22 protein-coding genes are annotated in these 23,730 nt (G+C 69.3%); 10 read left to right on the forward strand and 12 right to left on the reverse strand.

All coding sequences use genetic code 11. From position 1 onward, the window contains the following. Window positions 1-263 precede the first annotated feature (263 nt). Window positions 264-590 carry a hypothetical protein gene (locus tag Q0C38_RS16370; protein ID WP_291298185.1) on the reverse strand — a complete coding sequence of 109 codons (327 nt, stop codon included), beginning with the start codon at window positions 588-590 and terminating at the stop codon, window positions 264-266. Window positions 591-874: 284 nt separating this feature from the next. Here Q0C38_RS16370 and Q0C38_RS16375 point away from each other — a divergent pair, with 284 nt between their 5' ends. Genes Q0C38_RS16375 through Q0C38_RS16385 form a run of 3 tightly spaced genes read left to right on the forward strand, consistent with a single transcriptional unit; the run spans window position 875 to window position 3,316 of the window. Next, window positions 875-1,729: a transglutaminase family protein gene (locus Q0C38_RS16375; RefSeq protein WP_291298253.1), complete on the forward strand. Its 855-nt coding sequence runs from the start codon at window positions 875-877 to the stop codon at window positions 1,727-1,729. 34 nt (window positions 1,730-1,763) lie between these two features. Next, window positions 1,764-2,573: a transglutaminase family protein gene (locus Q0C38_RS16380; protein ID WP_291298186.1), complete on the forward strand. Its 810-nt coding sequence runs from the start codon at window positions 1,764-1,766 to the stop codon at window positions 2,571-2,573. Window positions 2,574-2,578: 5 nt separating this feature from the next. Continuing rightward, window positions 2,579-3,316, forward strand: coding sequence for an N-formylglutamate amidohydrolase (locus tag Q0C38_RS16385; protein WP_291298187.1), 738 nt, complete (start codon window positions 2,579-2,581; stop codon window positions 3,314-3,316). A gap of 55 nt (window positions 3,317-3,371) precedes the next feature. Here the strand turns inward: Q0C38_RS16385 and allE are convergent, their stop codons facing one another. Genes allE through Q0C38_RS16405 form a run of 4 tightly spaced genes read right to left on the reverse strand, consistent with a single transcriptional unit; the run spans window position 3,372 to window position 6,687 of the window. Further along, the gene (gene allE, locus Q0C38_RS16390) at window positions 3,372-4,121 is read right to left on the reverse strand and encodes a (S)-ureidoglycine aminohydrolase (protein ID WP_291298188.1); all 750 of its coding nucleotides are present in this window, start codon (window positions 4,119-4,121) and stop codon (window positions 3,372-3,374) included. 50 nt (window positions 4,122-4,171) lie between these two features. Next, entirely contained in the window at window positions 4,172-5,344 is a 1,173-nt protein-coding gene (locus Q0C38_RS16395; protein ID WP_291298189.1) for an amidohydrolase/deacetylase family metallohydrolase, read from the reverse strand. Window positions 5,345-5,389: 45 nt separating this feature from the next. Then, window positions 5,390-5,863, reverse strand: a complete 474-nt coding sequence (locus Q0C38_RS16400) for a RidA family protein (protein ID WP_291298190.1) — start codon at window positions 5,861-5,863, stop codon at window positions 5,390-5,392. Beyond that, window positions 5,860-6,687, reverse strand: coding sequence for an IclR family transcriptional regulator (locus tag Q0C38_RS16405; RefSeq protein WP_291298191.1), 828 nt, complete (start codon window positions 6,685-6,687; stop codon window positions 5,860-5,862). The genes Q0C38_RS16400 and Q0C38_RS16405 overlap by 4 nt, the downstream gene beginning before the upstream one ends. A gap of 226 nt (window positions 6,688-6,913) precedes the next feature. On the opposite strand from Q0C38_RS16405, the gene Q0C38_RS16410 reads away from it, so the two are divergent. The 5 genes from Q0C38_RS16410 to Q0C38_RS16430 are packed head-to-tail and all read left to right on the forward strand — an operon-like array spanning window position 6,914 to window position 11,200. Next, a complete protein-coding gene (locus Q0C38_RS16410) occupies window positions 6,914-7,834 on the forward strand; it encodes a transporter substrate-binding domain-containing protein (protein ID WP_291298192.1) in 921 nt (306 codons plus the stop codon). 27 nt (window positions 7,835-7,861) lie between these two features. After that, on the forward strand, window positions 7,862-8,533 hold the full coding sequence (locus tag Q0C38_RS16415) for an amino acid ABC transporter permease (RefSeq protein WP_291298193.1): 672 nt from the start codon (window positions 7,862-7,864) through the stop codon (window positions 8,531-8,533). A 13-nt stretch (window positions 8,534-8,546) separates the two neighbouring features. Beyond that, the gene (locus Q0C38_RS16420) at window positions 8,547-9,200 is read left to right on the forward strand and encodes an amino acid ABC transporter permease (RefSeq protein WP_291298194.1); all 654 of its coding nucleotides are present in this window, start codon (window positions 8,547-8,549) and stop codon (window positions 9,198-9,200) included. Then, a complete protein-coding gene (locus Q0C38_RS16425; protein ID WP_291298195.1) occupies window positions 9,197-9,985 on the forward strand; it encodes an amino acid ABC transporter ATP-binding protein in 789 nt (262 codons plus the stop codon). The genes Q0C38_RS16420 and Q0C38_RS16425 overlap by 4 nt, the downstream gene beginning before the upstream one ends. Before the next feature lie 3 nt (window positions 9,986-9,988). Continuing rightward, window positions 9,989-11,200, forward strand: coding sequence for an aminotransferase class V-fold PLP-dependent enzyme (locus Q0C38_RS16430; protein WP_291298196.1), 1,212 nt, complete (start codon window positions 9,989-9,991; stop codon window positions 11,198-11,200). A 7-nt stretch (window positions 11,201-11,207) separates the two neighbouring features. Here the strand turns inward: Q0C38_RS16430 and ggt are convergent, their stop codons facing one another. After that, the gene (gene ggt, locus Q0C38_RS16435) at window positions 11,208-12,899 is read right to left on the reverse strand and encodes a gamma-glutamyltransferase (protein ID WP_291298197.1); all 1,692 of its coding nucleotides are present in this window, start codon (window positions 12,897-12,899) and stop codon (window positions 11,208-11,210) included. A 96-nt stretch (window positions 12,900-12,995) separates the two neighbouring features. On the opposite strand from ggt, the gene Q0C38_RS16440 reads away from it, so the two are divergent. Next, window positions 12,996-13,646 (forward strand): helix-turn-helix domain-containing protein, encoded by a 651-nt coding sequence (locus Q0C38_RS16440; RefSeq protein ID WP_291298198.1) that lies wholly within the window; start codon window positions 12,996-12,998, stop codon window positions 13,644-13,646. Window positions 13,647-13,750: 104 nt separating this feature from the next. After that, window positions 13,751-14,881, forward strand: coding sequence for a C4-dicarboxylate TRAP transporter substrate-binding protein (locus Q0C38_RS16445; RefSeq protein WP_291298199.1), 1,131 nt, complete (start codon window positions 13,751-13,753; stop codon window positions 14,879-14,881). Window positions 14,882-14,887: 6 nt separating this feature from the next. On the opposite strand, the gene Q0C38_RS16450 is transcribed toward Q0C38_RS16445, so the two are convergent. Genes Q0C38_RS16450 through Q0C38_RS16475 form a run of 6 tightly spaced genes read right to left on the reverse strand, consistent with a single transcriptional unit; the run spans window position 14,888 to window position 23,730 of the window. After that, window positions 14,888-17,332 (reverse strand): FAD-dependent oxidoreductase, encoded by a 2,445-nt coding sequence (locus Q0C38_RS16450; protein WP_291298200.1) that lies wholly within the window; start codon window positions 17,330-17,332, stop codon window positions 14,888-14,890. Then, window positions 17,329-18,180, reverse strand: coding sequence for a carbon-nitrogen hydrolase family protein (locus tag Q0C38_RS16455; RefSeq protein ID WP_291298201.1), 852 nt, complete (start codon window positions 18,178-18,180; stop codon window positions 17,329-17,331). Before Q0C38_RS16455 ends, Q0C38_RS16450 begins: the two co-directional genes overlap by 4 nt. 4 nt (window positions 18,181-18,184) lie before the next feature. Continuing rightward, a complete protein-coding gene (locus Q0C38_RS16460; RefSeq protein WP_291298202.1) occupies window positions 18,185-19,492 on the reverse strand; it encodes a TRAP transporter large permease in 1,308 nt (435 codons plus the stop codon). A 7-nt stretch (window positions 19,493-19,499) separates the two neighbouring features. Next, a complete protein-coding gene (locus Q0C38_RS16465; protein WP_291298203.1) occupies window positions 19,500-20,027 on the reverse strand; it encodes a TRAP transporter small permease in 528 nt (175 codons plus the stop codon). Continuing rightward, on the reverse strand, window positions 20,024-21,685 hold the full coding sequence (locus tag Q0C38_RS16470; protein ID WP_291298204.1) for a hydantoinase B/oxoprolinase family protein: 1,662 nt from the start codon (window positions 21,683-21,685) through the stop codon (window positions 20,024-20,026). Before Q0C38_RS16470 ends, Q0C38_RS16465 begins: the two co-directional genes overlap by 4 nt. After that, window positions 21,685-23,730 (reverse strand): hydantoinase/oxoprolinase family protein, encoded by a 2,046-nt coding sequence (locus Q0C38_RS16475; protein WP_291298205.1) that lies wholly within the window; start codon window positions 23,728-23,730, stop codon window positions 21,685-21,687. Before Q0C38_RS16475 ends, Q0C38_RS16470 begins: the two co-directional genes overlap by 1 nt.

Below are 23,730 nucleotides of genomic sequence, written 5' to 3' on the forward strand. Positions count from 1 at the left end.
CTGGTGCTCCTTCAACACGCCAATGATCTGCTCCTGCGTGAACCGCGATCGCCGCATCGTCCGTCTCCCTTTCGACGGACCCTACTTCAAACCGAGGGCACCCCAGGGGGCAGGGTCACACGCCACTTTCCCTATTCCGCACAGTTCCATGAATTCGCTGCATGATTCGTCTTGTGCCTGCCGCGCCCGGGAATGCCGACAGCATCAAGCGGCGTGCGTGGGCTGACGCCGAGCGCTGCTTCATCGCTCGCGTGGGCGCTGCCCTAGGCCCCGGCCGGGCCGCGCATCCGCTCGAAGACCATGCGGTCCTTGTTCTCCTGCATCAGCATCCTGATGCTGGGGATCGCCTCGAGGCCGAGGCCGCGTGGAAGGCCCGTCTCCTCATCGGGCTCGACTGCGCCATACGGGGCACCGGCGACCTTCTCCCACTTCCCCGCCGGTTTCTTGACCTCGACGGTCACGACCGTCGCCTTGAACACCATGCGAACGATCGCCTCCTTCGGTGACGAAGGCTTGGTCAGGCTCGGGTGACCGGCGACGATCCGCCATCCGTTCGAGATCGCCCACGCGGCCAGCGCATCCTTGTCCATTCCTGATCCCTCTCTCACGCTGACAGGAGCCCCTGGGCCCGTCTCCGCTCCATATAGCCGGAACCCGGGACGGTGGCCCCAACGCGTTCGTTGGGCGTCGCGCCACGATCCTCGGCCGCGACGGTCGCCCACGGGCGGCGGAGGCGAGGATCGGCCACAGCGTGACCCGAACGTGCTATCAACGAGCCTGGACGCGCGTACGCCGTCCCACACAGCCGCGTGTCCGGTCCAGCGGGGGCTGCTCCAGGCTGCCGTATGGAGCGACCGTCATCCCCATCCTCGCCATCCGACACCTGACAATCTATCGCTACCGCCAGCCGGTCGCGTTCGGCGAACACCGCATGATGCTCCGCCCCCGCGAGGGCCACGACCAGCGCATCCTCGAGGAGCGGCTCGACATCGATCCAATGCCCGTGGACATGCGCTGGCTGCATGACGTGTTCGGCAACAGCGTTGGGATCGCCCGCTTCGAGGGCCGCGCGCGCGAGCTCCGCGTCGCCAGCACCATCAGGCTGGACCATACGCCGACCAATGCCCTCGAATACCCCATGGAGCGGGATGCCGAGACCTATCCCTTCTCCTACGATCTCGATGACCTGGCCGATCTGGCCCGCTCCATCGAGCGCCAATACCCTGATCCGGACCGCGAGGTGGATCGCTGGGCCAGGCAGTTCGTGAGGCGGGATGGCCCGACGGGCACGCGCGAGCTGTTGACCGGCATGACCAACGCCATTCGCCAGCGTTTCGCCTACATCGTCCGCCCGGAACGCGGCGTGCAGATGCCCGCGCAGACGCTGGCGATGAACAGCGGCACCTGCCGCGACTTCGCGGTGCTGATGATCGAGGCTGTTCGCTCGCTCGGCATCGCCGCCCGCTTCGTGTCGGGCTATCTGCACGTGCCGAGGGGGGGCTCGCGTCTCGGTGGTGGTGCAACCCATGCCTGGCTGCGCGTTTATCTTCCGGGTGCCGGCTGGGTCGAGCTTGATCCGACCAACGGCATCATCGGCAACCGCGACCTCATACGGGTGGCGGTCGCGCGCGACCATCGCCACGTCCTGCCGCTGCACGGCACCTGGATTGGTTTTCCGTCCGACAGCCTCGGCATGACCGTCGAGGTCGACGTCACGGCCGCCGAGTGACCGTGCAGCCGACCTCTACGTCAAGGAACTCGTCATGCTGATCACCGCCGGCTGCCAGATCATCTACGACTGCCCACAACCGACGCCGATGCTACTCGTGCTCAGCCCCCATCCCTCGCGCATGCCCGACCTCATCGGCCCGGCGGAGCTTGCCCTCGATCCGCCCATTCCCGTCCGCGGCTACACCGACGGCTTTGGCAACCACTGCTCCCGCATCGTCGCACCCGCCGGACGGGTGACCATCTCGACGCGGCTGACCGTGATGGACCCGGGCACCGTCGACGTGCAGGCGCCTGCCGCCTGGCAGCGCCCGGTCGAGGAACTGCCCGACGAGATGCTGATCTACCTGCTCGGCAGCCGCTACTGCGACACCGACCGGCTCTCCGACATGGCCTGGTCGCTGTTCGGCCAGGGGCCGAAGGGCTGGGCGATGGTGCAGGCAATCTGCGACTTCGTGCATGAGCGCATCGCGTTCGGCTACGAGCATGCGCGCGCGACGCGCACTGCATCGGAGGCGTTCGAGGAGCGGCGCGGCGTCTGCCGCGACTATGCGCACCTCGCCGTCACGCTCTGCCGCTGCCTCAACATCCCCGCGCGCTACTGCACCGGCTACCTCGGCGACATCGGCATGCCGCCGCCGTATGGCCCGATGGATTTCGCCGCCTGGTTCGAGGTCTATCTCGACGACCGCTGGCACACGTTCGACGCCCGCAACAACACGCCGCGCATCGGCCGCATCCTGATGGCGCGCGGGCGGGATGCGACCGATGTCGCGATCGTGACGACCTTCGGCCCCTGCACGCTGTCGGGCTTCAGCGTCTTCACCGACGAGGTGGTCGGCTGACGGTGATGCACCCGCCGCCCGTGACCGTGGTGAACGCGGGCGGGCGTTCGCCGGTCGTGCTGATCTGCGAGCACGCGTCCAACCACATCCCCGACAGCCATGCCGGGCTGGGCCTGGACCCGGCGGACCTGCTGCGCCACATCGCGTGGGACATCGGCGCGGCGGCGTTGGCGCGGCGGCTGTCGGCGCTGCTGGACGCGCCGCTCTTCCTGTCCGGCTATTCCAGGCTGCTGATCGACTGCAACCGGCCGCCAGGCGCTGCGACCAGCATCCCTTTGCGGAGCGAGGACACGTTGATTCCCGGCAACCAGGCGCTGTCGCGCGACGAGATCACGCGTCGGGAAGCCGCGTACTTCGCGCCGTTCCAGGACCGGATCGCCGGCTTCCTCGACGCGCGCGTCGCGGCGGGCCAGCGCACCACGATCCTCGGTGTGCACAGCTTCACGCCGGTGTTCCGCGGCGTGCGCCGAAGTTGGCACGCCGGCGTGCTTTATCGCGACGCCACCACGCTGGGAGCGCGCCTGCGCGACGCGCTGCGCGCCGACCCGGCCCTCGTGGTCGGAGACAATGAGCCCTACCGGATCGCGCTGGACGAGGACTACACCGTGCCGGTTCACGGGGACCAGCGCGGCATCCCGGCAGCGCTGATCGAGGTGCGGCAGGACCTGCTTGCCACCGGCGATGGTGTCGAGGCCTGGGCGGATCGTCTCGCTGCCATCCTCGGGCACGCCGACATGCCGTAGCGCGCCGCCCGCTCAAGCGTGCGGGCACTCTCGCCTCAGAACGTCACGTCGCGGTTCACGTCCTTGTACAGCAGGTATTCCACCGTCTCGGTGCCGGTCGCGTAGATCTGCTGCGGCAGGTAGGGCCCATCCAGACGAAATCGCCGGTCCAGAGCTCGTGCCAGTCTCGGCCGAGCAGCTGCAACGCCTGGCCCTGCAACATCACCATGCCGTGCTCCATGATGTGCGTCTCGATGCACCAGAAATGCGCGCCGGGCGCGTAGCACATGATGTTCATCTCGAAATCCATCGCCATGTCCTTGAAGCCGATCAGGAAATGGCGCCAGCGCGGGCCACTGTCCTCGCGCGGGGCCTGGTCGCGATGGCCGGTGCGAAGGCCGGGGCGTGCGACGCCTGGAACGCCGACATAGGGGCGCTTCACCCAGATCGCGCGCGCCTCGCCGCCCTCGGTTGCAGTGAGCGCATACGCCATGCCGGCGGGAATGTAGGCGAAGCTGCCTGGAATCAGTGCGGTCGTGGAACCATCGGCCGCCAGCGTGAAGCCACCTTGCTGCACATAGAAGAAGTGCTCGAGCCCATCATCGAGCGCTCCCGCGCTGCCGTGCCCCGCTGGCGCGATGAGCAGCGCCTGTGCGAAGCGTGCGCCCATGGCCGGCGAGGTCTGAAAGCGGATGATGCAGCCGGGCCACCCGGGCAGCAGGCTGTCCATGATGCCTTCGGGCGGGAACACGCAGTAATGCGGCGTCAGCATGGTGCGGTTGTGGCCGATGATACCGGGGGCCGGGTGGGCGGTGGGCGTGCGCATTCGGCAGGGTCCTGGGAAGGGGCGTTGAGCGGGCGGAAAGCGAGGCGTGGTCAGGCGGAGATGGTCTCGGGGAACGACACGCCCTCGCGCGTGTGCCACCAGCGGCCGCCGAGCACGACGGCATCGGAGATGATGCGCCGATCCCCCTCGAGATGCTCGCCGACGACGTCGACATAGTCGAACCGCCCCTCGGCGATCGTCAGGATCGTCGCGTCGCCCGGGCTGCCTGGCCTCAGGGAGCCGAGCTCGGTGCGCCTCAGCGCCTTCGCGGCATTCACCGTGGTGGCGGCGATGACCTCGGGAAGCGGCACGCCGAGGCAGAGGAACTTCGACAGCGTCGTCACCTGGTCGAAGGCAGGGCCGTTGATGCAGAGCGTGTGCACGTCCGACGAGATCGTATCGGCCATGAAACCGTTGGCCAGCATCGCGCGCGCCACCTTGAACGAGAACGAGCCCTTGCCGTGGCCGATGTCGAACAGCACGCCGCGGTCACGGGCCGCCAGCACCACCTGCTTCACCGTGCCCTGCGGCGTGACGGGCGCGTTGGGGAAGGGGCGGAACGCGTGCGTCAGGATGTCGCCGGGGCGAAGACGGCTCACGACCTCCTCGTAGGACGGCGGGGGATGGTCGATATGCGCCATCAGCGGCATGGCGACCTCCTCGGCGACCTGCAGCGCGATGTCGAGCGGCGCGACACCTGATGTGCCGGACGAGTGCTTGCCCACGCGCACCTTGATGCCAACGATGACGTCGCGGTTGGCATCTGCCACCTCGACCGCCTCGATCGGGTTCATCAGGCGCATCTCCTCGCTCTCGCCGACCATCACGCGCTCTGAGAAGCCGTAGATGCCGGCATGCGAGACGTGGAGATAGGCGAGGATGCGCGACTGGGCGTGCTCGATCACGTGCTTGCGGAAGCCGGCGAAGTTGCCCGGGCCGGCGCTGCCGGTATCGACCGCCGTGGTCACGCCGGAGGTCCGGCAGAACTCATCGGCGTCGATGCCGAGCGAGGTGCCGTGGACATAGACATGGGTGTGCAGATCGATCAGCCCGGGCGTGACGATGTGGCCCGTGACATCGCGGACGGAGGCCGCATTGGCGCGCTGCAGGTTGCGCCCGACCGCTGCCACCTTGCCGCCGGCGAAGGCGACGTCGGCGATGCCGTCGATGTTCTGCGAGGGGTCGATCACATGCCCGCCCGCGAGGATCAGATCAAACGCCATGGAAGTCCTTCCTGTTCTCGTGTCGTATCGATCCGACCAACGTGATCATGGCCGCACCGCGACGATCGCCTCGATTTCGACGCTGATGTTGTTCGGCAGCGAGGCCATGCCCACGGCGGAGCGCGCATGCATCCCCGCCTCGCCGAACACATCGGCGAAAAGGTCGGAGCAGCCGTTGATGACGGCTGGATGGTCGCGGAACCCGGGTGCTGCGTTCACCATGCCGAGAAGCTTCACGATCGCGGCGACATTGTCGAGCGAGCCGAGTGCGGCGCGCATGACGGCGAGCAGGTTGAGCCCCGTCAGGCGCGCATGCGCATAGGCCTCGGCGACCGTCACCTCGCTTCCGACCTGGCCTTCGTGGAACCTGCCGTCAGGCCCGAGCGGCCCCTGGCCCGAGAGGAACAGGAGATCACCGGCGCGGCGATGCGTCAGGAACCGGGCGATCGGCGGCGGCGGCGGCGGCAGCGCCAGCCCGAGGCGGGCAAGCCGTGCCTCGGCGCCTTCACGCGCGCTCACGCTGCCTGGTCCCTGGCCAGGGCGCGTGGGGAGGCGAACACCGGATGGTGCCAGCCCATGGCGAGCTCGACCTCCGACGCTGCACGCCGTACGGCCTCGGCCAGCGCATCGACACGCTCATCCGCCCGCGTACCGGGAACAACGATGCTGATCGTGGCCGGGCAGGCGCCGGCCGCATCGCGCACGGGTGCGGCGATGCAGGCGACGTCCTCGTCCGCCTCGCTGACCTGGATGGCGAGCCTGGTGCGCCAGGCAGCCTCCGCCGCCTCGCCAAGCCGTCTTGGGTCGGTCTCGGCCCTTCCGGTGGGCGAGGGGCGGGCGCGGGCGAGAAGGGCCGCACGCTCCGCCTCCCCGAGCGGGGCGAGCAGCAGCCTTCCCGATGCCGTCCAGTTCAGCGGCACGCGCGTGCCGATATCCGAGCCGATGCGGAATACCCGCGTGCCGGCCGCCATCATCTGCACCACCATCATGTCGCCATCGCGCACGCAGACCTGCACCGTTTCGCCCGTTTCACGGCTCAGCGCCCGGATCGCATCGGCGAGAACGCCGCTCAGGCTCAGTTCGCGTGCATAGGCGAGGCCGTAGAAATGCAGCCGAGGCCCGAGGAAGACGCGGCCGTCGTCATCGCCGCGCACCAGCGCCCCCTTGGCGAGCAGTGTGTCGATCACGTCGTACACGGTCGAGGTGGGCGCGCCGATGGCGCGCGCGATGTCATAGGCGGTGGCCGGAGCGCCGCACTGGGTCAGATGGTCGAGCACCTGGAAGGCGCGGTCGATGCCGCTCGTCCGCCTGCGCAGCGGCGCGTGGCCGGCTCTGGCAGCCATGGATCCCCTCCCCGATGCTTCCGCAGTTGCGGAATATGCTCCGCTATTGCGGGTGAGGCTAGTGGCATGTGAACATCGTCGCAACGACTGAACCGACAAACATGTGGCCGCGTCCATCGCGGCCCCGCAATGGACCGGGGCCAGAAGCAATTCAGTGATCATCGCGACGCGGGGGTAGGGCCGTTGCCATGGTGGCGCGGCCGGAACGGGAGCGGGGAAACAGGACATGACCGACAGCAACGATCGTATGGACGCCGCGGCACCGGGCGGAGAGGCAATTCCTGGCCGACGCGGCGCCTTCACGGCCCTCGGCGCGGCGACGCTTGGCGCTGCCGCCTTCGCCGGCATGGCAGCGACGGCGGAACGCGCCGCTGCGCAGGCCCCGCGCGAGAGCCTGCTGCGCACGGTGATCAGCCGCGGGCGACTGATCGTCGGCACGGGCAGCACGAATGCGCCCTGGCATTTCGAGGATGACAGGGGCCAGCTCAGCGGCATGGACATCGCCATGGCGCGCATCCTCGCCGCCGGCCTGTTCGACGATCCGGCGAAGGTCGAGTTCGTGCGGCAGGACCCTGCCCAGCGCATTCCCAACATCAACACCGGCCGCGTCGACATCGTCATCCAGTTCATGACGATGAACCCGCAGCGCGCGCAGCTCGTCGCCTTCAGCAGGCCCTACTACGCCGAAGGCGTTGCGCTGCTGACAAGCGCGCGCAGCCGCTTCAAGACCTTCGCCGAGCTTCGCGCCGCGGGCAGCACGGCGCGCGCAAGCGTGCTGCAGAATGCCGGCGCGGATGCGCTGGTGAAGGACGCACTGCCCCAGGCGCAGGTAATGCAGCTCGACACCCAGGCGAACGTGATCCAGGCGATGGAGGCAGGGCGCGCCGACACGGCGGTGGTCGATCTCTCCACCGTCCGCTGGCTCGTCAAGCGCACGCCCGATCGCTACATCGATGCCGGGCACTCGTTCCGCAGCCAGCTCTATGGGGCGGCGATGCGCCAGTCCGACCCCGACTGGCTGAACTTCGTCAATGCCGTGTTCAACGTGAACATGTTCGGCCATGTCAGCGAGGCCTACGACGCTGCGATGAGCGATTTCTTCGGCATCGAGCCGCGGCGCCGCACGCCCGGTTTCCCGCCGATCTAGCCTCGGGGCGCGGGACCAACCGGAGCAGTGGACTACCACTTCAATTTCACGATCGTGTGGCGGCATGCCTGGCGCCTCTGGTGGGGCCTTGGCCTGTCGCTGCAGATCGCACTGGCAAGCCTTGGCATCGGCATGCTCATCGGTGTCGTGCTCGCCGTCGCCTACACCGATGGGCGGCGCATCACGCGCATGGCGATCGCTGGCTATGTCGAGTTCATCCGCAACACGCCGCTCCTGCTGCTCGTCTATCTCGTGTTCTACGGAATCCCGTCCGTCGGCGGCTTCGCCTATGACGCGACGACGAGCTTCATCGGCACGCTCGCCCTCTATGCCGGTGCGCAGCTCGTCGAGGTGTTCCGCGCCGGCCTTGATGCCGTGCCGCCGGGCGTTGTCGATGCCGGCCGCGCGATCGGGCTCACGCCCATGCGCAACCTCATCCACGTGCGGTTGCCGACGGCATTCCGCGTCAGCCTTCCGGCCCTTTCCAACGCCTATGTCTCGCTGTTCAAGGACACGGCGCTGGGCAGCGTCATTGCCGTGCCGGAACTGACGCACGGGGCGCAGTGGATCAACTTCAACACCTTCCGCATCCTCGAGATCTACGCACTGCTGACGCCGATCTATCTCGTCACCGGCTGGATCATCCTTGCCGCCCTCAGGCTGGTCGAACGGCGCTATGCCATCGTGAGGCCGAATTGATGGAGCTGGCCCGATGATCGCGGCGATGGTCTACGCGCTGCCGTTCCTCTGGCAGGGCTTCGTGCTGACGCTCGCCGTCTCCGGCCTCGTGGTTGCCGGGTCCCTCGTCATTGGCCTGCTGCTCGGCACGGCACTCGCCTTCGGACCGCGCTGGCTCGGCCTGCCGATCCGTGTCTTCGCCGATACCGCGCGCGCCATCCCGCTCATCGTCCTGATCTTCACCGTGTACTACGGCCTGCCGGCGCTCGGCCTCTCCCTCTCGCCGTTCTGGGCGGCCGTCGCGGCGCTCACGCTGTTCAAGACGGGGCACGTGATCGAGATCGTGCGCGGGGCGATCGGCTCGATCCATCCGGGCCAGATGGAAGCGGCCAAGACGATCGGGCTCACCTTCGCCAACCGCCTCCGCTACGTGATCTTTCCCCAGGCGGTACGACGCTTCCTGCCGCCCTGGATCAACGCCGTGACCGACAGCGTGAAGGGAAGCGCGCTCGTCAGCCTCGTCGGCGTGGTTGACCTCATGATGGCGATCCAGCAGGTGATCGGACGGACCTTCGAGCCCATGCCCCTCTACATCCTCGGTGCGGCGATCTACATCGCCGTCAACGCCACGCTCTCGATCGCGAGCCGCAGGCTCGAGGCGCGCTTCGCCGCCACGGTGGCGGCATGAGCCCCCCCGTCGAGGCACCGCCCGTCCTCGCGATCCGCGGCCTCGTCAAGCGCTTCGGTGAAACAACCGTGCTTGACGGCATCGACCTCGATGTCGCGCGTGGCGAGGTGCTTGTCGTCATCGGTGCGTCGGGATCGGGCAAGACGACGCTGCTGCGCTGCGTCAACGCACTCGTGCCGTACGAGACGGGCTCGATCGTGCTCGACGGCACTGAGGTCGCGTACACCGCGCCGAACAGTGGCGTGCGGCGGTCCGATCACGCGCTGTCGGCGATCCGCGCCGACATCGGCATGGTGTTCCAGCTGTTCAACCTGTTCCCGCACCTGACGGCGCGCGAGAACGTCGCCCTCGGGCTTCGCGTCACGCGCGGGCTGGGCAAGCAGGAGGCGCGGGCAAGGGCCGAACACTGGCTCACGCGCGTCGGCCTCGCCGACAGGATGGACCATCTGCCGAGCCAGCTTTCCGGCGGGCAGCAGCAGCGCGTCGGCATCGCCCGCGCCGTGGCGATGGAGCCGAAGCTGCTGCTGCTCGACGAGATCACCTCGGCACTCGACCCGGAGCTCGTGGGCGAGGTTCTCGATGTCGTCCGCGGCTTGGCGCGCGAGGGGATGACGATGTTGATGGTCACCCACGAGATGAGCTTCGCGCGTGATGCCGGACACCGCGTGGTGTTCATGGATGCCGGGCGGATCGCCGAATCCGGCAATCCACGCGAGGTGCTCGCCAACCCGCAATCGGATCGCCTGCGGCGCTTCCTGCGCCGGATCGAGCTCAGAACGGAGTAGCCCATGAACGAGATCGCGCCGCGCAGCGGCATCCGCGAACGCATCGGGCTGCGCCCGATCATCAACGTCTCGGGGACCATGACGGCGCTCGGCGCCTCCATCGTCGTGCCGGAGGCGGTGGCCGCGACCACCGCGATCCTGCCCGAGTTCGTCGAGATCAACGACCTGCACCGCCACGCCTCGCGCGCGATCGCGCGGCTCACGGGCGCCGAGGCAGGCTTCGTCACCGCAAGCTGCTCGGCCGGCGTCTCGCTCACGGTCGCCGCGGCGATGACGGGGGCCGATCTGGCGCGCATCGAGCAGCTGCCGAACCCAGCCGGCATGCGCCACCGCGTGCCGATCATGCTCGGCCACATGGTGGGTTACGGCGCGCCGGTGGAGCAGGCGATCAGGCTCGCTGGCGCCACGGTGGTTCCCTTCGGCCAGGCGACGGATGTGCGCCCCTACCAGCTCCGCGCCGCGCTCGACGATGCCACCGCCGCGGCGATGTTTGTCGTGAGCCACCATTGCGTCGGCTACGGCCAGCTGCCGCTCGCCGAGTTCGCGGCAATCTGCCATGAGCGGAACGTTCCGGTGATCGTCGATGCCGCGAGCGAGTATGACCTGCGCGGCTTCCTCGCCGCCGGCGCCGATCTCGTCTGCTATTCGGCGCACAAGTTCATGGGCGGGCCGACGGCGGGCATCGTCGCCGGCCGGAAGGACCTGGTGCGCGCGACGTTCCTGCAGAACATGGGAATCGGCCGCGGCATGAAGGTGGGCAAGGAGAGCATCCTCGGTACCATCGCCGCCCTCGAGGCGTGGGAACGGCGCGACCATGCCGGCGTGCGGCGGACCGAGCAGGCAGCGCTCGATCATTGGCGCGCGCGGTTCGGCGCGCTGCCGGGCGTGCATGTCGCGCTCGAACCAGACCCGACGCACAACCCGCTCGACCGCCTGAAGCTGTCCGTCGATCCGTCCACGGCGCGCATCACTGCCTGGGAACTCGCCGACCGCTTGGCCTCCGGTGCGCCCCCGGTGATCGTGCGCGACCATGAGGTCGAGCACGGCTACTTCTTCCTCGATCCGTGCAACCTGCACCCTGGCGAGGCGGCGGTCGTGGCGGACAGGATCGTGGCGGAACTCGATGCCGCGCGCTCGGGGCCAGGCAGCAACCGCGAGCCTGCCTCCGCGCGCCGCGAGCGTCGCTTCTCGCGCCTGCTCTCCTGGCCAGACTAGACACGGTCTAGTCGCCGAGCGCGACGCCCTCGCGGCGGGGGTCCGCCCCGCCGATCCAGCCCGTTGGCGTGCGGGCGATCGCCTGCAGGCCGCTCGTCATCTCGCGGACCGCAACGCGGTGGCCACGTGCGGCGAGGGCGGGTGCGAGGGCGGCCGCGTCGGTGCCGGCCTCGAGCTCGGTGTCGCCACCGACCGTGCCGATGCGCGGCAGGGCGATCGCCGCCTGCGGGTCCATCCGCCAGTCGAGGATGGCGATGAGCGTCTGGGCGACATAGCCGATGATCCTCGCCCCGCCGGGCGAGCCGACGATGGCCACGAGTGCGCCCGATGCATCGAACACCAGCGTCGGCGCCATCGAGCTCCGTGGTCGCTTGCCCGGTGCGACCCGGTTGGCGACGGGCCTGCCGTCGATCTCGGGGCGGAACGAGAAATCGGTGAGCTGGTTGTTCAGCAGGAACCCGGCTGCCATCACCCGCGCGCCGAAGGCATCCTCCACCGTCGTGGTCATCGACACGGCGTTGCCGGCAGCGTCGACGATGGCGATGTGGCTCGTGCCATGCGCGCTGACCTGCGCATCGGGTGCGGCGTGCCCGGCATCGCGCCAGGGTGGGTTGCCGGCGGCAGGCGCCATCGTCGCACGATCACGGTCGATGCCCTGGGCGCGGGCGGTGAGGTAGGCAGGGTCGAGCAGCCCGCGCACCGGCACGCGCACGTGATCAGCATCGGCGACGTAGTGGTTGCGGTCGGCGAAGGCACGGCGCGAGGCTTCGGCGATCAGGTGCGCGGCATCGGCGCCGCGTGGATCGAGGCTTGCCATATCGAAATGACCCAGCAGGCCCAGGATCTGCCCGACCGCGATGCCGCCCGAGGATGGCGGCCCCATGCCGCAGATGCGCCACACGCGGTAGGCGTGGCACACCGCTTCGCGCCGCACCGCGCGATAGGCGGCAAGATCGGCATCAGACATCACGCCCGGGTTCCACGCAGCACCCTGCACGGCCGTGATGATCGCGAGGGCGACGGGACCGGACGACAGCGCCGCGGCGCCGCGCGCCGCGATCGCCTCCAGCGTCTCGGCGTAGGCCGGGTTGCGCAGGACATGCCCCGGCGGCCAGGGCGCGCCGGCGGGATCGAGGAAGTATGCCCGCGCTGCGGTATCGCGCGACAGGCGCTCGCGGTCAGCCGCGATCGCCGCAGCAAGTCGCGGCGAGACGGGGAAGCCGACGGTGGCGAGCGCAATGGCATCGCGAAAAAGATCGGCCCACGGCAACCGTCCATGCGCGCGATGCGCTGCTTCCAGTGCCGCGACGGCCCCTGGTACACCGACCGCACGGCCGCCGACGGCAGCCTCGTGGAACGCCATGACGGTTCCATCGGGGCGGAGGAACAGGCCAGGCGTGGCGAGGGCAGGTGCGGTCTCCCGCCCGTCCCATGCCGCGATGTCCCGCGTCGCTGCCGTCCAGTGCAGGATGAACGCCCCGCCACCGATGCCGGACGATTGCGGCTCGACAAGTCCTAGCACCGCCTGTGCCGCGACGGCGGCGTCGATGGCAGAGCCACCCTGGCGCAGCACCGCGCGGCCAGCCTCGGCCGCAAGCGGGTGGGCGGCAGCGACCATCTGCCGCGCTGCGTGAACAGGCTCGCGCGCACCGGATGGCGCGGCAAGGAGGAGCGTTAGGAGCAGGATGAGGATGCGCACGCGGTCATGCTGCGCCCTGGCGCACCCGCTTGCCAAGCGGCACGGCGATACGGGAAGGCTCGACCGCACGGGCGATCGCGTGGCATGAGGGAGGGGGTGACGCGCGTCGCCCCTCTCGCCACAGCGGAGTTGAGGCCCGCGATGCCGCTCGACCTCGAGGAGACCGACCAGGCCACGGCCGCGCAGAAACTCGGCGCCGTCGGCCAGAAGCTGCGCTGGCGGCGTAAGATCCGCGCCTTCTCGTTGCAGCGCGTGGCGGAACGTTCCGGAATCTCGATCGGCCTGCTCAGCGAGATCGAGCGCGGACTCTCCACACCCTCGCCGCAGGTGCTGAAGCAGATCTGCCGTGCGCTCGAGATGCCGATCGGCTGGCTGTTCGATGGCGAGGCGAGCGGGGATGGGGAGGAGGGGCCGATCGTGCGCGCCGGTGCGCGGCGCGGGCTCGATTTCGGCGCCAAGGGCATGTCGAAGGAGCTGATGACGCCCGACAGCGTTCCCGGCATCCAGATGATGCGCATCGTGCTTGAGCCCGGTGGCGGCTCCGGCCCGCTCGGGACAGATGCGCCAGACGGGGCAAAATGCGGCACGGTGCTCGCTGGCCGCTTCGGGTTGTCGCTCGGGGGGCGCGAGCATGAACTCGGCCCCGGCGACAGTTTCGCATTCCACTCGCGCGCGCCGCATCGCTTTTGGTGCATCGGCGATGCACCGTGCGAGGTGCTCTGGGTCGTCACGCCAGCCGTCTACTGACCGGGGACGGCCTGAAAATCCTTGCACGCGTTTTCACGCCCCGTCAGACTTGCCACGCGCGGCCGGAACGGTCCGCGCGGGGGCAATGCAACGGGAGACGTGGGATGCGGAAGCTCATGGGCGCGGCGCTGGTTGCCGCTGGATTGTTCTCAGCCGCCGGCCCCGCCGCGGCGCAGACAGAGATCATCGGATCGATCTGGTTCCCCGACAGCCACCCGCTGACGCGCCAGGGCTATCTCGACCTCGTCAAGCCGCTCGAGGCCGCTTCGAACGGCCAGCTCAGGCTTCGCGTCTTCACCGGCACGGCGCTGCTGCCGCCCGGCGCGCATCTCTCCGGCCTGCGCGACGGCATCGCGCAGATGACCTACCACGCCGGCACCTACACGCCGTCCGACCTGCCGGAGGACAATGTCCTCGCCGTCCTCGGCATCGCGCTGCAGGACAACATGGTGATCTCGGCAGCGGTGAGCGATTTCTACCTGAACGATCCGGCGATGAAGGAGATGTTCAAGCGCCACCGCATCGTGTTCCTCGGCGGCTATGCCACGCCTCCCTACATCCTGATGTGCCGCACCAAGGTGGAAAGCCTCGCCGACATCCGCGGCAAGCGCATCCGCATGCCCGGCGCGATCCATGCCGAGTGGGCGCGCAGCGTCGGCGCGGTGCCGGTGAACGTTCCCTCGACAGAGATGTTCACGGGGCTGGAGAAGGGCCAGCTCGACTGCGCGGCCAATGCGGGCAACGACCTCCGCTCACGCTCGCTCTGGGATGTCGCCAAGCACGTGACGATGATCGACCTCGGCTCGTACTTCGCCGGCTGGCAGTATGCGATGAACGGCCAGGCGTGGCAGAGGCTGAGCGCTGCCAACCGCCGCGCGCTGCTCGACAGCATCTCGGATGCGATCGTCGACACCGCCATCGCCTACCAGACCGAGAGCGACGGGGCGATCGCCGAGGCCCCGGCCAAGGGCGTTGCCGTCATCCGCCCGGGCGCGGACCTGCAGCAGCACCTCACCACCTTCAACACCACGATCGCGCGCGACACCGCGATCCGCGAGGGAACGGAACGCTTCCGCCTGCGCGATCCGCAGGGCCTCGTGCAGCGCTTCGAGGCGACGGTTGCGAAGTGGCAGGGCCTGATGCAGGGCGTTGACCGGAAGGACGCCGCCGCGCTCAAGCGCATCCTGCGCGAGAACCTCTACAGCCGCGTCGACGTCGCGACCCACGGGTCGTGACGGCGATCAGCTCCTGAGGCGCAGCCCCTCGGGGTCGTGGAAGGGGCGGGGCGAGGTCGCGGCGCGCACGGGCACGCAGGCGACCTCGACCGCCCAGCCTTCGCCGCCGAGTGCTGACTCCGTCTCCGCCGTCCAGTCGATCCAGCCGAGTGCCGCGGCAGCACCCAGCGTGTGGCCATAGGCGCCTGAGCTGACCCGTCCGACGATCCGATCACGCAACAGGATCGGTTCGTCGTGGTAGAGCAGCGGTGCTGCATCGGCCAGGCGGAGGTGGATCAGCTTCCGCTGCGGCCTCTCGCCCTTGCGTGCGAGCAACGCCTCGCGCCCGATGAATCCCCCAGGCTTGGCGAAGCGGCAGAGCATGCCCAGACCGGCTTCGGCCGGCGTGTCGAGCGGCCCCATGTCGGCGCCTGCGTGGCGGAAGCCCTTCTCCAGCCGCAACGAATCGAGGGCGTGGAACCCTGCGAGCCGCAGCCCGTGCGGCGCGCCTGCCTCGCGCAGCGCGGCGAGCAGGGAGGGCGCATCGGCGGGGGCGGCATAGAGCTCCCAGCCGAGCTCTCCGGTGTAGCTGAGCCGCGCCGCCAGCGCGGGCCTGTTGGCGACGGTGATGGTGCGGCAGGCCCCGAAGGGGAAGGCGGGCGCCGTGAGGTCGGCATCTGTCAGCGCGCCGAGGATCGCGCGGCTCGCGGGTCCCGCGAGGCCGAGGACGGCGTGAGCATCGGTTTCATCAGTGACCGTCACGCGCGCGCCCTCGGGCATGTGCCGGCGCAGCCAGGCGGTGTCGCGCACCCGATGCGCGGCGGCGGTGATGACCAGGAACGCATCCTCCGCCAGCCGCATGATGGTGAGGTCAGTCTCGATGCCGCCGCGTTCGTTGAGCCAAAGCGTGTAGCGCGACGTGCCGATGGGTCCTGCGATGTCGGCGCTCGACACATGTTGCAGCAGCGCGCAGGCGTCGGGGCCGGCGACGCGAAGCTTGGTGAAGGAGGAGAGGTCGAACAACGCTGCCGCCTCGCGCGCGGCGCGATGCTCCTCCGCCGCGCGGGGGAACCAGTTCTGCCGCCCCCAGGAATAGGCGTAGGCCGGGTTCTCGCCAGGTGCTGCGAACCAGTTGGGCCGCTCCCACAACGCCACCTCGCCGAAGCAGGCCCCCGCCGCGCCCAACGCATCGTGCAGGGCGGAGCGCCGGAGGCCGCGCATCGTCTCGGCCTGCCGGAACGGCCAGTGCATGTCGTAGAGCCAGCCGAGGGATTCCGACACCCGCGCGCGAAGGTAGGGGAGGGAGGCCTGTTCCGGCATCGCGCGGCGGATGTCGACATCGCCGATGTCCATGCTCGGCGCGCCATCGAGGATCAGTTCTGCGAGCAGCTTGCCGGCCCCTGCACCTGACTGGATGCCCGTCGAGTTGAATCCGGCGATGACGTAGTAGCCTCCCACCTCCGGCGCCTCGCCGAGGTAATAGCGGTTGTCGGGCGTGAAGCTTTCCGGCCCGTTGAAGAAGGTGCGTATGCCGACGCCATCGAGCGCCGGGATACGATGCAGCGCCCGTTCCACGGCGGGCATGAAATGGTCGAGGTCGGGCGGCAGCTCGTCGAAGCAGAAATCCTCGGGGATTCCATCGAGCCCCCAGGGCTTGGCGGTCTCCTCGAAGCAGCCGAACAGGATCTTGCCGGCCTCCTCCTTCACGTAGAGGCGGCCGTCGAGGTCACGCAGCACGGGCAGCGAGCCGGGAAGGCCCGGTACCTGTTCCGTCACCGCATAGAAATGCTCGCACGCCATCAGCGGCAGCGCGACGCCCGCACGCTCGGCAAGCGTGCGCGCCCACATGCCCGCGGCATTGACGATCGCTGGCGTAGCGATCGTTCCCACATCGGTCTCGACGCCGGTCACGCGGCCACCCTCGACGCGCACGCCGCGCACCGTGACACCTTCGATGATCCGCGCCCCATGCTTCCGCGCACCCGCCGCAAGCGCGCGGGTGGTGTCGACCGGGTTGGTCTGCCCATCCTTCGGCAGGTGGACGCCGCCGGCCACGTCATCGCGGTTCAGGATCGGGTAGAGGCGGGCGATGTCATCGGCTGTCACCACCTCGATCGCGACACCGAAGGCGCGGGCGGAGGAGGCGCCGCGCTTGAGTTCCTCAAGCCGCTCGGCATTGGTGGCGATGCTGATCGAGCCGTTCTGGCGGAACCCCGTCGCCTGGCCCGTCTCATCCTCGAGCAGCGGCAGCAGGCCCGCGGTGTACTGCGCGATGCGCGTCATCGTCAGCGTGGCGCGAAGCTGGCCGACGAGGCCCGCTGCGTGCCAGGTGGTGCCGCATGTCAGCTCCCGCCGCTCCAGCAGCACGACGTTGCGGCAGCCCGCCTTCGCGAGGTGATAGGCGACGGAGCATCCCGCGATGCCGCCGCCGATGATGACGACGTCGGCGGCAGCCGGGAGCGTCGTCGTCACGCGCGACCGCCGAGCACCGAATAAAGCTCCGGCCGGCGCTGGCGCATCAGCGGATAGCGCTCGCGCACCGTCTCGATGTAGCCGAGGTCGATCTCCGCTGTCACCACGCCTTCGTCGTCGGATGCGGTGGCGACGATCACCCCCCACGGGTCGACGATCATCGACCGGCCGACGAAGGCGAGGCCGGATTTCGGCTCCTTGCCGTACTGGCCCGAGGCGACGACGAAGCACTGGTTCTCGGTCGCGCGCGCACGCAGGAAGAACTCCCAGTGATCGTAGCGCGGCGACAGGAACGCCGAGGCACAGACGAGGATCTCGGCCCCCTTGAGCGCCATCTCGCGATACACCTCCGGGAAGCGCAGGTCGGAACACACCGAGAGGCCGATGCGCGCGAGGTTCGTGCCGTACACGTCGAGCCTGTCGCCGGCAGCGACCTTCTTCGATTCGACGATGCCTGGCGGAATGTCGGGCCGGTTCGGTGCGTCGAAGAGATGCGTCTTGCGGTAGAGGCCGAGGATGTCGCCAGCCGGCCCGATCAGCGGCACGGCGTTGTGGTAGCGGCCATCGGGGGCTGCCTCGTACATCGAGCCTGCGATGCACATGCCGTATGCGCGCGCCTTCTCGGCCAGCAGCGACGTGACGGGGCCGGGGATCGGCTCGGCGATGTCGCGATAGCCCGTCTCGTCGGAGAAGCCCAAGCCCGTCCAGAGCTCGGGCAGGACCACGAGCGTGCTGCCGCGACGTCCGGCCGTGTCGATGAAGCCCAGCATCTTCTCGACGGTGCGGTCCTTCTCGCCATCGACGGCCGTGATCTGCACGGCGGAGACGACCACGGGGCGTTGCGTCATCGTATCATCCCATCATGCCAGGGAGGAGGAGGGAGATGATCGGGAAGGCGATCAGGATCACCAGCGTGACAACATCGGTCGCGACGAACCAGGTGACGCCGCGGAAGATCGTCGGCAGCGACACGAGGTTGCCCAGTGCGCCCTTCATCACATAGACGTTGAGGCCGACCGGCGGGGTGACCAGCCCGATCTCCAGCAGCTTCACGAGGATGATTCCGAAATAGATGAGGTCGATCCCCGCCTGTCGTGCGACCGGCAGGACGATCGGCAGCGTCAGCAGCAGGATGCCGATCGAATCGAGGAAGCAGCCGAGGATGAGGTAGAGCACCGAGACCATCAGGATGACGGTGAGCTGGCTGCCGCCCAGCGCCATCAGCCCGCCGGCGATATGGCCGGGAACGCCCGAGAGCGCCATGAGGCGCGCGAGCAGCACGGTGCCGATCACCACCATGAAGATACCGGCCGTGCCGGTGAGCGTGTTCAGCACCCCGTCCTTCAGCGCGGCGAGGCTGAGCATCCCCCGCGCCCAGGCGAGCACGATGGCGAGGAACGCGCCGACCGCGCCTGCCTCTGTCGGCGTGAAGATGCCAACGAAGATGCCGACGAGAACGGCGATGATGAGCACGGGCAGCGGCCAGATCTCGGCCAGCGCCTCGAGCTTCTCCTCGCGCGTGAAGCTCTCGTCGACCGGCGGCGCGAGTGAGGGCTTCAGCATCACGCGCACGATGATCATCGCGGCGAACATGCCGGCGGTCAGGAATCCCGGCAGGAACCCTGCCATGAACAGTTTCGCGATCGAGACTTCCGCGACGTAGCCGTAGAGCACCATCAGGATCGAGGGTGGGATCATCGACCCCAGCGTTCCGGCAGCGGCGACCACGCCGCTCGCCAGCCCCGGGTCGTAGCGGTAGCGGAGCATTTCGGGTGTGGCGATCCGCGCGAAGGCAGAGGACGTGGCGACCGAGCTTCCGGAGGCCGCCGAGAGCAGCGCGCAGGCACCGACGGAGGCGACCGCGAGCCCCCCGGGCAATCGCGACAGGGCGATGCGCATGGCGCGGAACAACCCGCGCGAAAGCCCAGTCGATGCCGCGACATAGCCCATCAGCAGGAACATCGGGATGGCGGTGAGATTCCAGTCACCGACGAAGTTGAATGGCACGGCGGTCACGATGCCCCACGCCGCCGTCATGTTCAGGATCGCGGCGATGCCGAAGAACGAGACGACGCCGAGCGCGACGCCGATCGGCACGCGCAGCGCGATCAGCCCAAGCCCCGCGGTGATCGCCAGATAGCCGATCGCGACCCTGTCCATGCGCGGCTCAGGCTGGATCGTCGGCGGTGGTGGGATTGGCCGGCACGGGATTGAAGTCCCTGTCGGTCGCTGCCTTCCAGGCGTGCAGCAGCACCATCAGCAGGATCGCGCCAAACCCCGCGGGCAGCGCGAATTTCGCCGGCCAGATGGTGACGTAGATTGCCCCCATCGTGATCTCGCCGATCCGCCAGGAGGCGAGCGCGTCGAGCAGCGTCTGGTAGAACAGGATGCCGAAGAACCCGGCGCAAACGAGATAGCTGCCGACGAGGATCACCCGCTGCGCCGCGCGCGGCAGCAGCCGCACCACGAGATCGACCGAGATATGCTCATGCCGCATCTCGACGAAGGCGAGCGGCAGGAAAACCAGCGCCACCATGTGGTAGAGCGAGATGATCTCGAGATTGCCGGGGATCGGCTGTCCGGCGAAGTTCGACATCGCAACGTCTGCCACGGTCTGCAGCAGCATCAGCAGCACCACGACGCCGCCGAACAAGGCGAGCACGATCGCAAGGCCACGCACGGCGCGCTCGATCATGCAGAGCCCTCCAGGACGATCTTGCCGTTTGCCGCATCCTCATCCCGCCGTGCCGAATCGCGCCGCGCAGCCTCGCCCCAGCCACCGCCGCCTGCCGTCTCGACCACCACGCGGTCGCCCGCCGCGAGTGTCGTCACGCGCTTGGACGCAATCGTCTCGGTCGTGCCATCGGCGCGGGTGATGACGGAGACCGCGCGTGCCCCGGGCCCACCGCCCGCGAGGCCCGAGGCCGCGATCGCATGCCGCTCGCCCCGATGGGAGAAGGAGAGGGGGGCGGCGATCGTCGACAGCACTTCGTACTCCTTCACCTGGCCGAGCCCGCCGCGGAATGTGCCGTCGCCGCCGGAGCCGCGGCGGAGCGACCATCGCCGCACGCGGATCGGGGCCTCGAGCTCCATCGCCTCTGCCGGCAGATTCATGCAGTTGGTCGCATCCGTCTCGATCGCATCGACGCCGTCATAGCCTGGACCGGCGCCGCTGCCGCCGGCAAGCAGTTCGCCGGTGACGAAGGCGCTGCCATCCGCCCAATGCCCGCCGAAGGCCATGACGAGCAGCTCACCTGCCGAGGGGGCAGGCATGCGGTCGGGCACCGCACCGGCGAGTGCGGCAAGCATGCAGCCGGTGATGCGCTTGATCGTGGCCGAGCGTGCGTTGACCGGCGCCGGCATGCGCGGGTTGACGATCGAGCCTTCGGGCAGCGTGAGCGAGATCGGGCGGAAGCAGCCGCCATTGTTCGGGATCGCCGGATCGGTCACGGCGCGGACGGCGAAGCACGCAGCGGCCAGGCTGCCCGAGGGAACCGCGTTCACCGGCCCGCGTGCCTGCGGGCTCGAGCCGGTGAGGTCGAAATGGATCGTGCCGTCGCGTACCGTCGCCGTCACGGCGATGCGCAAGGGAACGTCGAGCGCGATGCCGTCATTGTCGAGCCAGTCCTCCGCCTGCCACGTGCCCTCGGGCATGGCGCGCAGCGCTGCGCGCGTCATCGCCTCGGAGCGGTCGATCAGCAGGCCGAAGGCGGTGAGCAGCGTGTTGTCGCCATGCCGCGCGGCGGCTTCCGCCAACCGCGCCGCCCCGAGGCGGCAGGCAGCGACCTGGGCATGAAGGTCGCCGATGAACACATCGGGGATGCGCACGTTGGCCCGCAGCACCGACGTCAACGTCTCGTCGAACACGCCGGCCCTTGCCCAGGGAACCGCGGGAAGGCGAAGCCCTTCCTGGAAGATCTCGGTCGCGTTCGTCGGCACAGAGCCTGCCGCGAGGCCGCCGACGTCCTGGTGGTGCGTCATGGTCGCGGCCAGCGCGATGATCCGCCCGGCCGTGAACACCGGAACGACGAGCGCGATGTCGGGCAGGTGCGTGCCGCCGGCATAGGGATCGTTCAGCAGGTAGATGTCGCCCTCGCGCATCGCCTCGGTCGGGAAGCGGCGGGTGATCTCGGCGACGGCGGGGATCAGCGTGGCGAGATGGATCGGGATCGCGCAGGCCTGCGCCAGCGTCACGCCATCGACGGTGAACAGGCTCGCCGAGGCATCGAGCCCTTCCTTCACGATCGGCGAGCAGGAGGAGCGCAGCAGGGTGAGCTGCATCTCCTCCGCGATCATGTCGAGGCGGTTGCGGATGACCTCGAGCGTGACGGGGTCGAACCGTTCCATGTTCATCACGGCTCTCCGTGCACGAGGAGAAGTGCGCCTGAGGCGAGCGCGCGTGCGGTCCAGCCAGGCGGAACGAGGGTGGTCGTATCCTCCTGCGCGATGACGGCGGGGCCGGCGATCGCCGCACCTTCTGCGATCCTCGCGCGGGCGTGCACCGGTACCGGTGCGGCGCGGTCCATGCCGGGAAGCCGCGCCTGCCGCTCCGCCACCAGCGAGGGTCCCGGTTCCGGCGCGGCGGTAGGGACGACGATCGGCGCCGTCGCCTCGTGCACGGTGCGGAGATTGACGATCTTCACCGCGGCCCCCGTGGCGTGGCCGTTGATGCGCGCGTGCGCCGCCTCGAACCGCGCCGCAAGGCCGGCAAGCGGTGCGGCGGTATCGACCGGCACGGCGAGGGTGTGGCTCTGCCCGACATAGGCCATGTCGGCCTCGTGGCGGATCGTGGCGTCGGACGGGGTGACGCCGTCGGCCGCCATCAGCGCCGCCGCGCGCGCATCGAGTGTCGCGAGAACGCCGCTGACGTCCTCTGCGTTCACTGCCGCTAGCGGCGCGTGGAAGGCAGCCGAGACCTCGTGCGCGACGGGTGCGACGAGCAGCCCGGCAGCGGCCAGCACGCCGGGAAAGCGCGGCACGAGAACGCGCGTGATGCCAAGCTCCTCCGCGAGTGCCGCGGCATGGATGCCACCTGCGCCGCCGAGCGGCACAAGCGTGAAGCCACGCGGATCGATGCCGCGCCGGATCGACACGAGGCGGATGCCATCGGCCATCTGCGCGTTCACCACGCGGTGGATGCCGAGTGCCGCCTGCTCGGGCGTGAGCCCGACACGGCCGGCGACATCCGCCACCGCCTGGGCTGCCCTTGCCGGGGAGAGCATGATGCGCCCGCCCGCGAACCCGTCCGGGTCGAGCAGGCCGAGGGCGAGTGACGCATCCGTCACGGTCGCGTCCGTCCCGCCGCGGCCGTAGCAGGCGGGCCCGGGCTCGGCACCGGCCGAGCGCGGGCCGACGCGCAGGCCGCCGGAGCCATCGACCCAGGCGATCGACCCGCCGCCCGCACCGATCGAGACGACGTCGAGCGTCGGCACGCGGATGGCGTATCCGTCGACCGACATCTCCTGCCGCACGGAAGGCCTGCCGCCCTCGACGAGCGCGATGTCGCTCGAGGTGCCGCCGACATCGATGGCGATGATGTCGCCGATGCCAACCGCTGCCGCAACGGACGCGGCACCGAGAAGCCCCGCGGCAGGGCCCGAGAGGAACAGCCGCACGGGCCGGCGCAGCGCCGTCTCGGTGCCGGCGAGCCCGCCGCGCGACTGCATCACGGCAAGCGTGCACGGCGCGCCGCGCGCGGCGAGCGCATCGGCGATGCCGGCGAGATAGTGGGCCACGCGCGGCTTCACATAGGCATCGAACCCCGTCACCACGGTGCGCTCATACTCGCGGAAGGCGGGGTCGACCTCGGAAGAGAGCGAGACCGGAAGCCCGGGAGCAATCTCGCCGATCAGCGCGCGCAGGCGGTGCTCGTGGGCATCATTGACGAAGGAAAACAGCAGCGACACGGCGATCGCCTCGACGCCGTCGGCGACAAGCCGCGTGATCGCCGCGCGTGCGCTGTCCTCGTCGAGCGGCGTGACGATGCTGCCATCGGCGGCGACGCGCTCGCGCACCTCGACGCGCCGCGCGCCAGGGGCGAGCCACGATGGCGTCTCGGGCTTCAGCGCGAGGTCGTACATCTGCCGCCGCATCTGCCGGCCGAGTTCGAGGATGTCGGCGAAGCCTTCGGTGGCGATCAGCCCGACCGTCGCCCCTTTGCGCTCGAGCACCGCGTTCGTCGCAACGGTGGTGCCGTGGCAGAAACGGGTGATCGCGGATGAAGCGATGCCATGCTCATCGGCCAGCCGTGCGAGTGCGGCAGCGACGGCACGGCTCGGGTCATCACGCGTCGATGGCAGCTTGAAGATCGTGCTGCGCGCGCCGTCGGTGCAGACGACATCGGTGAAGGTGCCGCCGATATCGATGCCGACAGCGAAGCCCCCGCCCGCTTTCGTCAC

Origin of the sequence: Elioraea sp. (genome assembly GCF_022842375.1) — a bacterium.
Taxonomy (GTDB): domain Bacteria; phylum Pseudomonadota; class Alphaproteobacteria; order Acetobacterales; family Acetobacteraceae; genus Elioraea_A.